Raw genomic sequence first — 13491 nt, 5'->3', positions numbered from 1 at the left:
ACCCCCAGGCGCTTACACAAGTAAGTGACTGGGGTGAGCGAGGAAGCCAGGACAGATGCAGCTTGAAAGACGAAAGGAAAAAGGAAACGTACCCTATGTCTGCACATATTTCGAACGTCCGCCCGGAATTTGACCGTGAAATCGTTGATATCGTTGATTACGTGATGAATTACGAGATCACCTCAAAGGTGGCGTATGACACCGCGCATTACTGTCTGCTCGACACTTTAGGCTGTGGTCTGGAAGCGCTGGAATATCCGGCCTGTAAAAAACTGCTGGGGCCGGTGGTGCCAGGCACGGTGGTGCCCAACGGCGTACGCGTGCCGGGCACCCAGTTTCAGCTCGATCCGGTACAGGCCGCCTTTAACATCGGCGCGATGATCCGCTGGCTCGACTTTAACGATACCTGGCTGGCGGCGGAGTGGGGCCATCCTTCTGACAACCTCGGCGGCATTCTGGCGACGGCAGACTGGCTCTCGCGTAACGCGGTCGCCGTCGGAAAAGCGCCGTTGACCATGAAGCAAGTGCTGACCGGCATGATCAAAGCCCATGAAATTCAGGGCTGTATTGCGCTGGAAAACTCCTTCAACCGCGTCGGGCTGGATCACGTGCTGTTGGTGAAAGTGGCCTCTACTGCGGTGGTTGCCGAAATGCTGGGGCTGACCCGCGATGAGATCCTCAATGCGGTGTCACTGGCGTGGGTTGACGGCCAATCGCTGCGCACCTATCGCCATGCGCCGAACACCGGCACGCGTAAATCGTGGGCGGCAGGGGATGCCACGTCTCGCGCGGTACGTCTGGCGCTGATGGCGAAAACCGGCGAGATGGGTTATCCGTCGGCGCTGACGGCAAAAACCTGGGGCTTTTACGATGTCTCCTTCAATGGTGAGTCGTTCCGCTTCCAGCGTCCTTACGGCTCTTACGTGATGGAGAACGTGCTGTTCAAGATCTCCTTCCCGGCGGAATTCCACTCGCAGACGGCAGTAGAAGCGGCAATGACGCTCCATGCGCAAATGCAGGCCGCCGGTAAAACCGCGGCGGACATCGAGAAGGTGACCATCCGTACTCATGAAGCCTGTATTCGCATCATCGACAAAAAAGGGCCGTTGAATAACCCGGCTGACCGTGACCACTGTATCCAGTACATGGTGGCCATCCCGCTGCTGTTCGGGCGCTTAACGGCGGCAGACTATGAAGACGGCGTGGCCCAGGATAAACGCATCGACGCGCTGCGCGAGAAGATCAACTGCTTTGAAGATCCGGCGTTTACCACCGACTATCACGATCCGCAAAAACGCGCTATCGCTAACGCTATCACCCTTGAATTTACCGACGGTTCGCGCTTTGAAGAAGTGGTGGTGGAATACCCAATCGGTCACGCGCGTCGTCGTAAAGATGGCATTCCTAAACTGGTCGATAAATTCAAAATCAACCTGGCGCGTCAGTTCCCGACCCGTCAGCAGCAGCGCATCCTGGAAGTCTCCCTGGACAGAACTCGCCTGGAGCAGATGCCCGTTAATGAGTATTTGGATCTGTACGTGATCTAACAACGAGCAGTAAGGCGTAAGTTCAACAGGAGAGCATTATGTCTTTTAGCGAGTTTTATCAGCATTCTATCGAACAACCTGAATCATTCTGGGCCGAACAGGCCCAGCGTATTGACTGGCAGCAACCCTTTACTCAGGTGCTGGATCACAGCAATCCGCCGTTTGCCCGCTGGTTTTGCGGCGGCACGACCAATCTGTGCCATAACGCCATTGACCGTTGGGTGGCGAAGCAACCCAACGCGCTGGCGCTGATTGCCGTTTCATCAGAAACCGAAGAAGAGCGTACGTTCACCTTCAGCCAGTTGTATGACGAAGTGAATGTGGTGGCGTCGATGCTACAGTCGCTTGGCGTACAGCGTGGCGATCGGGTACTGGTGTATATGCCGATGATTGCCGAGGCGCACATTACGCTGCTGGCCTGCGCGCGTATTGGCGCGATTCACTCGGTGGTGTTCGGCGGCTTTGCTTCGCACAGCGTGGCGGCGCGTATTGACGATGCCAAACCGGCGCTGATTGTCTCGGCTGATGCCGGGGCGCGGGGCGGTAAAATCCTGCCGTATAAAAAGCTGCTGGATGAGGCCATCGCGCAGGCAGAGCATCAGCCGCGCCATGTCCTACTGGTGGATCGCGGGCTGGCGAAAATGGCACGGGTGCCGGGGCGCGATCGTGATTTTGCGACGCTGCGCCAGCAGCATCTCGGGGCGAAGGTGCCTGTCGCCTGGCTGGAATCGAACGAAACCTCCTGCATTCTGTATACCTCGGGCACCACCGGAAAACCCAAAGGGGTGCAACGTGATGTCGGGGGCTATGCGGTGGCGCTGGTGACCAGCATGGACACCATTTTTGGCGGCAAAGCGGGCGGCGTCTTCTTTTGCGCGTCGGATATCGGCTGGGTGGTCGGGCACTCCTACATTGTTTATGCACCGCTGCTGGCAGGAATGGCGACCATTGTTTATGAAGGGCTGCCGACGTATCCGGACTGCGGCGTGTGGTGGAAAATCGTCGAGAAATATCAGGTTAGCCGGATGTTCTCCGCACCGACCGCCATCCGTGTGCTGAAGAAATTCCCGACCGCGCAAATTCGCAACCACGATCTCTCCTCGCTGGAAGTGCTCTACCTGGCGGGCGAACCGCTGGACGAACCGACCGCCAGTTGGGTGACGGAAACGTTAGGCGTACCGGTTGTCGACAATTACTGGCAGACGGAGTCCGGCTGGCCGATTATGGCGCTGGCCCGTGGACTGGATGACCGTCCCTCGCGGCTCGGCAGTCCCGGCGTGCCGATGTATGGCTACAACGTACAGTTACTCAACGAAGTGACCGGCGAGCCGTGCGGCGTCAACGAAAAGGGAATGCTGGTGATTGAGGGGCCGCTGCCACCGGGGTGTATTCAGACCATCTGGGGCGATGACAAGCGTTTTGTGGACACCTACTGGTCGCTGTTCTCCCGCCGGGTCTACGCCACCTTTGACTGGGGGATCCGCGACGCCGACGGCTATTACTTTATCCTCGGGCGAACGGACGATGTGATTAATGTCGCCGGACACCGTCTGGGCACCCGTGAAATCGAGGAGAGTATTTCCAGCTACCCGAACGTGGCGGAAGTAGCGGTGGTGGGGGTGAAAGATGCGCTGAAGGGGCAAGTGGCGGTCGCGTTTGTAATTCCCAAACTGAGCGACAGCCTGGAAGACCGCGATGTGGCGCACAGCGAAGAGAAAGCGATCATGGCACTGGTGGACAGTCAGATCGGTAATTTTGGTCGTCCGGCGCACGTCTGGTTTGTTTCTCAGTTGCCGAAGACGCGATCCGGGAAGATGCTCAGACGCACGATCCAGGCCATTTGCGAAGGGCGCGATCCGGGCGATCTGACGACCATTGACGATCCTTCGTCGCTCGATCAGATCCGTCAGGTGATTGAGGCGTAGTTCTGGTGCCCGGTGGCGCTTCGCTTACCGGGCCTACAGACCATCCGACAATCTGTTAACCCCAGACAACCCGATAATGATAACGCCCGGCGCTGAGCTGGAATTCCGGCGAGACGGAAGGACTCCAGGAATCATCGCCGCCAACGCCCATATGGAAGCCATCAATATTGAGCCAGGTTCCTGCTTCCGGCTTTAGTAAATGGCGATGGCTGGTGGTCATCAGTTGCTGCTGGCTGTAGCGGCTGATGTTGAAGTGAAAGTCGCCGTACCAGCGGTGTGCACCATAATTCAGCTCCCGCGTCCCGCAGCGCAGACCGTTTTCACTCGGGAAGACGTAAGGGGTATACATCTCGTCCAGCGACAGATCCCAGCGGTCGAAACAGGCGGAAGAAAGGCGGTCTGGATAGTTTTCGTGTGGCCCCAGCCCTAACCAGTTCACCCGTTTTTCGACCTGTGCGAGTTGGCAACTCAGACCGATCCGCGCCGGGTGTGGCGTACCGCTGACAACCTCAACATCCACCGTAATCTGCATCTCACTATTGCCGTCGATACGGTACGTTTTATGACTTAAAAACAGCGTCTCTCCCTGATATTGCCAGGCGTGGCGGGTGGTCAGCAGCACCGCACTGGAAAGCGCCTCGGCCTCGCATTGCAGCAGCACGGCGTGCAACTGGTAGTGACCGGCGGCCTTCCAGCGTTCAACCCAGGCGTTCGGGTCGATACGGGCGACTTCACTCACCCCGATGTCGTTGTCCAGCGGCGCCCGCGTGAACTGGTCAATAAGCGGAGTCAGCAACTGTGCTTCTTCGTTGATCCAATACTGTGTCAGCACACCCTGCTGGCGACAGAATTCCCAGCGTTTATCGTTCACCGTAATGACGAAGGCGGTTTCGCTGGCGGTAAGCTGCGGGGCTGTGTCGGCGCGTAGAGGCGGCTCAGTACAGAGTTTTTCGTCAAGCTTCCACTGCTGCCAGGCGCTGATATGTCCGGCCTGCGACCAGGCGGTTGCCCGCGGTTGCCCGACACGCACCGTTAACCACCGTTGACCTGCCGTTTTGCCCGCAGGAATTTCTGGCAGTACGATGACCTGGCGGCCCTGGGGGGCGATATCCAGTACCACGTCTCCGGTCGCCAGTGGGTTGCCGTCCTGCGTCACGGCCCAGTGCAGAATCTCGTTATCGCTGCGACGGAACAGGTATTCGCTGGTCACTTCAATCGTGCATTCCGCGCCCGGCAATTGCGAAAACTGAAAAAACTGCTGTGCGTGTTTCGCTTCATACAGCGCAGGATGCGGCGTGCGATCGGCAAATACCAGGCCATTCATACAGAACTGGCGATCGTTGGGCGTGTCGCCAAAGTCGCCGCCGTAGGCAGACCAGGGCTGGCCGTTTTCGTCATATTTTAAAAGCGACTGATCCACCCAGTCCCAGACAAAACCGCCCTGCAGGCGCGGATACTGGCGAAAAGCCTGCCAGTATTTGGCATAACCGCCGAGGCTGTTGCCCATCGCGTGGGCGTATTCGCAGAGGATCAGCGGACGCTGTTCGCCAGGCATCGACAGCCATTTTTTTATCGACCATTTCGGGACGGCAGGGAAGGGTTGATCCTGATCGACGCGGGCATACATCGGGCAGATGATGTCGGTGGCGGCGGTATTTGCGCCGCCGCCTTCGTACTGCACCGGGCGGGAGGGATCTTCGGATTTCAGCCAACGGTACAGCGCGTCATGATTAGCGCCGTGGCCGGATTCGTTGCCCAGCGACCAGATGATAATGCAGGGGTGGTTCCGATCGCGCTGCACCATGCGCGTGACGCGCTGACTCATGGCCGGCAGCCAGGTTGGATCGTCACTCAGGCGATTCATCGGCACCATTCCGTGGGTTTCGATATTGGCTTCATCCACCACATACAGCCCGTAACGGTCGCACAGGGTATACCACAGCGGATGGTTCGGGTAATGGGCGCAGCGCACGGCGTTAAAGTTGTTCTGCTTCATCAGCAGGATGTCCTGCACCATCGTCTCTTCGTCCATCACCTGACCGTTTTTGGGGTGATGTTCATGGCGGTTAGCGCCGCGGAGAAGCAAAGGTTTGCCGTTGAGCAGCAACAGTCCATTTTCAATACCGACCTGGCGGAAGCCGACGTCACAGGCTTCGGCTTCAATCAGCGTGCCGTCAGCGGTATGCAGTTGCACGACGGCGCGATACAGATTGGGCGTTTCTGCGCTCCACAGCGCCGGGCGCTCGACGTGGATACGCAGCGTCGTGCGGTCTGCGTAGGCGCCGCGCTCATCAATGATATCGCTGCCAAACGGTGAGGTACTTGTCCCGACGAGCGTCTCCCCGTGCCACAGATCTACGCTGACGCGGAGATTGTCATGCGGGACGCCCGCCAGCCTGACGTCCGTCTCCAGCACGGCGCGGCTGAAATCATCGTTAAAACGGGTGTTGACGCGCAGGTCGCGGATTTGCGTGTCAGGTTTATGCAGCAAAGAGACATCGCGAAAGATTCCGCTCATTCGCCACATGTCCTGATCTTCCAGATAGCTGCCGTCGCTCCAGCGCAGCACCATCACCGCCAGGCGGTTTTCCCCGGTGAGCAGAAAATGGCTGAGGTCAAATTCAGACGGCAGACGACTGTCCTGGCCGTAACCCACCCAGCGACCATTGCACCACAGATGAAAAGCCGAGTTCACGCCATCAAAAATAATGCGGGTCTGCCCTGCGTGCCGCCCGTTTTCATCAACATTAAATGTGAGTGAGTAACACCCTGTGGGATTCTCCGCCGGAACATACGGGGGATTCACCGGGAAGGGGTAGGTGATGTTGGAGTAGATGGGGACGTCGTAGCCCTCCATTTGCCAGTTGGACGGCACACTTTGGGTATCTGCATCGTCCAGATCGCTCGTTAGCCAGCTTTCCGGGACGGCTTGCGGTGAGGCAAACCAGGCAAATTTCCATACGCCATTGAGGCTTTGCCGTTGCCCCGACGGCAGATTATTTTTCGCTTCATCAGCATTGCGCCAGCTATAAAACGGCGGATGTGATTCAAGGCGATTATGTTGCGTGACACCGGGGTTTTCCCAGTCGCGTCTGGCGAGTACGGCGGCGAGTGAATCTGTGTTCAGGGGCATGGCAGTATCCTGTCTTTATTTGTTTCCGCTCACAATTTTAGTCAACATAAAGTGTGCAGCGAGAGCCTGTAAAGCCGGGGACGTAGAGTGGGTGAAGTGACTCACAGTAATGACGGTGAGCCGGAGTTGAGCTGAGAAACCTGACCGGGGTTGAGCGAGAGTTGTTATCCTTAATATGCTGATAGAAAAGTGAAAGATAAAAATAGTGAGGAAAACGTGAGTGACTCTGCGGCGAAGAACATTCTGTCCATCTACCGGCGTCACGCGGATGCCTATGCCAGCCAGCGATCGCGCACACTGTTCGAAAAACGCTGGCTGGATAAATTCATCGCCGTCATTGGCGGGAAGGGAAGCATTCTCGATATCGGTTGTGGGAATGGTCAGCCGATTGCTGACTATTTTATCCAGCACGGTTTTCAGCTTACCGGGGTTGATGGTTCAGCGGCGATGCTGGCACGCGCCCGGCAATCCTTTCCCGACCAGCGCTGGCTGGAACAGGATATGCGCGAATTAACGCTCAATGACACTTTTGACGGTCTGATTGCGTGGGACAGCTTTTTCCATTTAACCCAGCAGGACCAGCAAAAGATGTTCCCGATTTTTGCGCAGCTCAGTCATCCCGGCAGTGCGTTAATGTTTACCAGCGGCCCCGAAAACGGGATTGCCATGGGGCAGTTTGAAGGCGAGCCGCTGTTCCACGCCAGTCTTTCCCCCCAAGAGTACCGCGCACTCCTGTCTGCAAACGGTTTTGCAGTTGTGGATATGATGATGGAAGATCCCCACTGCACGGGGCATACCATTTGGCTGGCGAAAAAACGCAGGTAAGCGTTCGCTCACGCCACGCCCTGAAAGGTTTTGCGCCATTCGGCGGGACTGACGCCAAATTGAGATTTAAAATGCTGGCGCCAGGTCACTGGCGAAAGAAACCCGACCTGTTCCGCAATCCGTTCGACCGGGAGATGGCTGGATTCCAGCAGTTCCTGGCTCTGGCGCAGACGCTCGGTAATTAGCCACCCGGCCACGCTCGATCCGGTGGCTTTCATAAAATGACGCGTCAAAGTGCGACGGCTCATCATTACCTGCTGCGCCAGCGAGTCCAGGTTATGCTGTTCGCGGATGTGCAGGCGTAAATAATCGATCAGCGCGTTGATGCGCTCATCCTGGGTGTTTTTGGGCACGGGTTGTTCGATAAACTGCGCCTGTCCCCCTTCGCGATGCGGCGGGACAATCATCCGCCGGGCAATTTGATTAGCCACCACGCTGCCAAAGCGTTGACGGATAATGTACAGGCAACAATCCAGCGCGGCGGCGGTTCCTGCCGAGGTAATAATGCCGTCGTCGTCCACGTACAGGGCGTTAATATCAAGGTGAGTCGTGGGGAAGCGCGCCTGAAAATCCTGCTCAAATTCCCAGTGGGTGGCGGCTCGTTTATCGTCAAGTAAACCCGCGTAGCCCAGAACGAAGGCGCCCAGACAAAGTCCGACAATCTGTGCGCCATTATTCCGCGCACTAATCAGCGCGTTGAGTAAACGCTGCGGCGGGCGATGCGCCGTGGCACCCCAGTAGGGGACGACCACGATGTCAGCGTCGATGGCCGCCTCATAGCGGTGAGAGGCGGTGAGCGAAAAACCGTCCAGTGAGCTGACAACTCCGGGCTTTTCCGCGCAGATCTGTACCTCAAATCGTTTTTTCGCCGTCATTTTTTCACTGAAAATGATGCAGGGCACTGAAACGTGGAAAGGGCTAAAATCTTCAACGGCGATAATGGCGACGGTGACTGGACGCATACGATTTCTCATCGGGAGTCATTAAACATTAAAAGGTGAGTATTTCACCATCTTCCGGGACATTCACAAAGTCTGCAATTTGGTTATCCCGGGCATATTGTCTGAGCGCGTCTCGGGTGAGCAGACAGTGGTTAATGGCTTCCATGTGGGTGGCCACAATCTGTGCCTGCGGCAGCGCGAAGTGGGTTTTTAGCACATCTTCCGCGCCCATAATGATTGGGCCAAAACCGAGGACGTGCGCAAACCCTGCATTCACGACCACCACGTCAGGCTGGAAGGTCGACATCGTGGTTTCCACCTCGTCGCGCCAGATTGTATCGCCGACCAGATACAGCGTTTTTTCCTCAGGATGCTGGAAAATCACCCCGCAAGCCTCCCCTAAACGTTCCGCCATTTGTGGAATCGCGTAAGCGCGATCCGAACCGTGCTGACCGCCGGTTTTACGCAGAGTGATATCGCCCAACACGGTGTTATCCGACAATACGGTAAGCCGGGTGAAACCCTGATCCTGCAACGTTTGCGCATCCTGGGCATTTTGTACGTAGACAGGTTTATCTTTGGGGATTGTGCGAGCGGCGACCTCATCCCAGTGATCTTCATGCAGGTGGGTGACGATCAGGGCATCGGCTTGCAACAGCGTGTCAATACTGCACGGTAATTCCACCGTCGGATTACGGATCTCCGCGCGCGCTGTTCCGGCAAATCCTGGATATGCGCCTTGCGGGGCAAGCATCGGGTCTACCAGAAACGTTTTGTGACCAAAGGTGATGAGCTGCGTGGCATTACGGATTTGGGTGATATTCATGAGGGTTACTCCACGTTATGAGTCAGTGATGCCATCGTAGAGTGTTGTCCAGAAGATGAATGTGGGCAAATGGGCAAGTCACGATGAGATTGGGCCAACCTATCCGTCGGGTTCAGCGTAATCGCCGATCGTATTTCTGAAATTCATAAACACGCTTGCCACGCCCAGGATGCGGCAAACAGGTACAGCCCCAAAAAATACAGGTATAATCCCCATAAATATTCAACCGGTTTAGATACGAAGATGACGAAACTCACCTTACAAGAGCAGATGCTTAAAGCTGGATTAGTGACCAGCAAAAAAATGGCCAAAGTCCAGAGAACGGCTAAAAAATCACGCGTTCAGGCGCGTGAGGCAAGAGAGGCCGTGGAAGAGAATAAAAAAGCGCAAATTGAGCGTGATAAGCAACTCAGCGAACAACAAAAACAGGCTGTTTTATCGAAAGAGTATAAAGCGCAGGTAAAGCAGCTTATTGAAATGAACCGAATCACCATTTCAAGAGGCGATATTGGTTTTAACTTCACCGACAATAATTTAATCAAAAAAATCATGGTGGATAAGCTGACTCAGACGCAGTTGATCAACGGTCGTCTCGCGATTGCGCGTTTGGTTGTTGATAGCAGCAGCGAGAGTGAATACGCGATTATCCCTGCGAGCGTAGCCGACAAGATAGCCCAGCGAGATGAGAGCAGTATTGTGTTACACAGCGCGCTGAGTGCAGAAGAGCAGGATGAAGAAGATCCGTATGCTGACTTTAAAGTGCCCGACGATTTGATGTGGTAAATAAAGGTAGTCCAGACTTAAGCCAAAGGCATAGTCTGTGCAGGCGTTGTGCTTTACACTGCGCGCTGCAAAACTGAGTAGATAAACGATTAATCAGGCGGTAATGGCGATGAACGGAACGATCACAACGTGGTTTAAAGATAAAGGCTTTGGATTTATCAAAGATGAAAACGGTGATAACCGTTATTTTCATGTGATTAAGGTCGCCAATCCGGAGCTTATCAAGAAAGATGCAGCGGTGACCTTCGAACCGACGACCAACAACAAGGGCTTGTCGGCCTATGCGGTGAAAGTCGTCCCGGAAAGCAAATACATCTACATTGCGGGCGAGCGCCTTAAGCTCACCTCGATAAAGTCTTTCCTGGTGTACAGCGAAGAAGTTCCTGTCGATACCGGCATAGATAAAGAAAACGCGGTGCTGTCGGTGGGGATCCTGATGAGCAATATCAGACCCAAAACAGACGCGAAGCCTGGCGAAATGCGCTCGGTGAAAAAACTGGCAATCACCACCTTCCAGGGCTCGACGTTAATCTTCTCGGAAGATGAGATAGACATCGAGGCCACGGTAAAAATGCTCAAGATCTGACATCATTCAGACTGACCCGCGCCGAAATTCTGCGGCAGAGATAAGCAGAATTTCGGCACCGTTTTGGTCAGCAGACGCCATTATCGGCCTGCCAGAATGTAATCCCTTTCTCGTGCATTCAGCGCGCATCAATCTTCAATACCCACGGTTTTCCGTGCCTCTTCACTTTACGCTCTCGCTGAGAGGGGTTAGCCGACGATAACGGTGACGGGATTCCGGTGGCGACCCTTTTTGTTTCTAATCATTACCTCATACCCTCTGACACGCGCCAGCCCTTAAGGTGCAGCGTCGGTTGCCGGTTTGCGCGAGCGCTAAAAATGGGTGATGGTACAGGTTATCGTTTGCGTCGCTGTGATAGGCTGATTTTCTGTTTATTACCGTCGAAAATCCCAACAGGAGCCACAACATGTCGCAGCATAATCCGTTGAACGCCATCCTCGAAAAGCAAGATTTTCTGTTGCTGGATGGGGCGCTGGCAACGGAACTGGAAGCGCGTGGCTGTACGTTAGCGGACAAACTCTGGTCGGCTAACGTGTTAGTGGAAAACCCGGAAGTGATCCGCGAGGTTCACCTGGACTACTACCGTGCGGGGGCGCAGTGCGCCATTACCGCCAGCTATCAGGCCACGCCCGCAGGTTTGGCTGCGCGCGGTTTCGATGAGGCGAAATCAAAAGCGCTTATCACAAAGAGCGTTGAACTGGCGCGTAAAGCGCGGGAAGCGTATCTGGCGGAAAACCCGCAGGCGGGCACGCTGCTGGTGGCGGGCTCCGTGGGGCCTTATGGCGCGTTTCTTGCCGATGGTTCTGAATACCGTGGCGACTACCTGCGTAGCCGCGAAGAATTTCAGGCGTTCCACCGTCCACGCGTGGAAGCGTTGCTGGATGCGGGCGCCGATATGCTGGCCTGCGAAACGATGCCGAATTTTGCCGAGATCAACGCGCTGGCAGAACTGTTGAACACCTGGCCGCGCGCCCGCGCGTGGTTCTCTTTTACTCTGCGCGACAGCGAGCATTTGAGCGACGGCACGCCGCTGCGCGAAGTGGTTGCGTTCCTCAGCCATTTCCCTCAGGTGGTGGCGATTGGCGTTAACTGTATTGCGCTGGAAAATACCACCGCCGCGTTACAGCATTTGCAGGGACTGACGTCGCTGCCGCTGGTGGTCTACCCGAACTCGGGCGAGCATTACGACCCGGTGAGTAAACGCTGGCATCAGCACGGCGAATGCCGCGCGCGGCTGGCGGATTACCTGCCGCAGTGGCTGGCGGCGGGGGCACGGTTGATTGGCGGGTGTTGTCGCACCACGCCAGAGGATATTGCCGATTTAAAAGCGCGTTGTTGAGGAAATTGCCGGATGGCGCTTTGCTTATCCGGCCTACAGCTCCGTGCTGTTATTTGAAACTCATACTCTTTTGAGGCCGGATGGCGCTTCGCTTATCCGGCCTACAGCTCCGCGCCGTTATTTGAAACTCATGCTCTTTTGAGGCTGGATGGCGCTTCGCTTATCCGGTCTACAGCTCCGCACCGTTCTTCGACGTTCATGCTCTTTTGAGGCCGGATGGCGCTTTGCTTATCTGGCCTACAGATCCGTGCCGTTACTTGACGTTCATGCTCTTTTGAGGCCGGATGGCGCTTCGCTTATCCGGCCTACAGATCCGTGCCGTTCTTTGACGTTCATGCTCTTTTGAGGCCGGATGGCGCTTCGCTTATCCGGCCTACAGATCCGCGCCGTTACTTGAAACTCATGCTCTTTGTAGGCCGGATAAGACGCGTTGGCGTCGCCATCCGGCAGCGGTGCCATGCGAGCGCGATATTCTGCCTGTCACTAAATGCTCCCCATAACTAACCTTTGCCGTTTTATTTCTAAAAACGCTTTGTTCTTAGCCAGAATTTTTAATTCCTTTATCAAACCCAGCCGCCACGAAATACTGCCTCCATAACAAAACAGGGGGAGCAGACAATATGGCTTTAACATCGCGTAACACCGTCATTGCCGCACTGGCATTCATCGCTTTTCAGGCACAGGCGGTGAACGTCACCGTCGCGTATCAGACGTCTGCGGAACCGGCGAAAGTGGCCCAGGCAGACAACACGTTCGCCAAAGAGAGCGGGGCAACCGTTGACTGGCGCAAGTTCGATAGCGGCGCGAGCATTGTGCGTGCGCTGGCCTCCGGCGATGTGCAGATAGGCAATCTGGGTTCCAGCCCATTGGCGGTCGCCGCCAGTCAGCAGGTGCCGATTGAAGTCTTCCTGCTGGCGTCAAAACTCGGCAACTCTGAAGCGTTGGTGGTGAAGAAAAACATCAGCAAGCCCGAAGATTTGATCGGCAAACGGATAGCCGTTCCCTTTATTTCGACTACCCATTACAGCCTGCTGGCGGCGTTAAAACACTGGGGGATTAAACCCGGTCAGGTAGAGATTGTGAACCTGCAACCGCCTGCGATTATTGCCGCCTGGCAGCGCGGGGATATCGACGGTGCCTACGTCTGGGCGCCTGCGGTGAACGCGCTGGAAAAAGACGGCAAGGTACTGACCGACTCCGAAAAAGTGGGTGAGTGGGGCGCGCCGACGCTGGATGTCTGGGTGGTGCGTAAAGACTTTGCCGAGAAACACCCGGAGGTGGTGAAAGCCTTTGCCAAAAGCGCTATCGATGCCCAGCAACCCTATCTCGCCAATCCTGATGAATGGCTGAAACAGCCCGAAAACATCAGCAAACTGTCGCGCTTAAGCGGTGTACCGGAAGCTGATGTGCCGGGACTGGTGAAAGGCAACACCTATCTGACGCCGCAACAGCAGACGGCTGAACTCACCGGGTCGGTAAACAAAGCGATTATCGACACCGCGCAGTTCCTCAAAGAGCAGGGCAAAGTGCCCGCCGTGGCGACAGATTACAGCCAGTACGTCACCGATCGCTTCGTGCAATAAAGG

10 protein-coding genes are annotated in these 13491 nt (G+C 55.8%); 7 read left to right on the top strand and 3 right to left on the bottom strand.

Going from position 1 to position 13491, the window contains the following annotated elements:
* Window positions 1-95 precede the first annotated feature (95 nt).
* On the top strand, window positions 96-1547 hold the full coding sequence (locus tag ACO7SM_RS16845) for a bifunctional 2-methylcitrate dehydratase/aconitate hydratase (RefSeq protein ID WP_490468480.1): 1452 nt from the start codon (window positions 96-98) through the stop codon (window positions 1545-1547).
* A gap of 38 nt (window positions 1548-1585) precedes the next feature.
* A complete protein-coding gene (gene prpE / locus ACO7SM_RS16840) occupies window positions 1586-3472 on the top strand; it encodes a propionate--CoA ligase (protein WP_490468479.1) in 1887 nt (628 codons plus the stop codon).
* Between the two features lie 55 nt (window positions 3473-3527).
* Here prpE and ACO7SM_RS16835 read toward each other — a convergent pair whose 3' ends face one another.
* Window positions 3528-6605: a beta-galactosidase gene (locus ACO7SM_RS16835; RefSeq protein WP_490468478.1), complete on the bottom strand. Its 3078-nt coding sequence runs from the start codon at window positions 6603-6605 to the stop codon at window positions 3528-3530.
* 216 nt (window positions 6606-6821) lie between these two features.
* On the opposite strand from ACO7SM_RS16835, the gene ACO7SM_RS16830 reads away from it, so the two are divergent.
* Window positions 6822-7430: a class I SAM-dependent DNA methyltransferase gene (locus ACO7SM_RS16830; RefSeq protein ID WP_490468477.1), complete on the top strand. Its 609-nt coding sequence runs from the start codon at window positions 6822-6824 to the stop codon at window positions 7428-7430.
* 8 nt (window positions 7431-7438) lie between these two features.
* On the opposite strand, the gene ACO7SM_RS16825 is transcribed toward ACO7SM_RS16830, so the two are convergent.
* Together ACO7SM_RS16825 and ACO7SM_RS16820 are read right to left on the bottom strand one after the other, a co-directional pair.
* Entirely contained in the window at window positions 7439-8392 is a 954-nt protein-coding gene (locus ACO7SM_RS16825) for a GlxA family transcriptional regulator (RefSeq protein WP_490468476.1), read from the bottom strand.
* A 28-nt stretch (window positions 8393-8420) separates the two neighbouring features.
* A complete protein-coding gene (locus ACO7SM_RS16820) occupies window positions 8421-9197 on the bottom strand; it encodes an MBL fold metallo-hydrolase (RefSeq protein ID WP_490468475.1) in 777 nt (258 codons plus the stop codon).
* A gap of 243 nt (window positions 9198-9440) precedes the next feature.
* Here ACO7SM_RS16820 and ACO7SM_RS16815 point away from each other — a divergent pair, with 243 nt between their 5' ends.
* The 4 genes from ACO7SM_RS16815 (at window position 9441) to tauA (ending at window position 13488) form a co-directional block, all read left to right on the top strand.
* Complete coding sequence (locus ACO7SM_RS16815; protein ID WP_490468474.1) at window positions 9441-9980, top strand: DUF2058 domain-containing protein; 540 nt, start codon at window positions 9441-9443, stop codon at window positions 9978-9980.
* Between the two features lie 103 nt (window positions 9981-10083).
* Window positions 10084-10566 (top strand): cold-shock protein, encoded by a 483-nt coding sequence (locus tag ACO7SM_RS16810; protein WP_490468473.1) that lies wholly within the window; start codon window positions 10084-10086, stop codon window positions 10564-10566.
* A gap of 406 nt (window positions 10567-10972) precedes the next feature.
* Complete coding sequence (mmuM, locus tag ACO7SM_RS16805) at window positions 10973-11905, top strand: homocysteine S-methyltransferase (protein WP_490468472.1); 933 nt, start codon at window positions 10973-10975, stop codon at window positions 11903-11905.
* 620 nt (window positions 11906-12525) lie between these two features.
* A complete protein-coding gene (gene tauA, locus ACO7SM_RS16800; protein WP_490468471.1) occupies window positions 12526-13488 on the top strand; it encodes a taurine ABC transporter substrate-binding protein in 963 nt (320 codons plus the stop codon).
* Window positions 13489-13491 lie beyond the last annotated feature (3 nt).

It is taken from the genome of Citrobacter sp. LJND-P06 (assembly GCF_058188415.1).
This window is presented reverse-complemented; position numbering and strand designations above follow the sequence as displayed.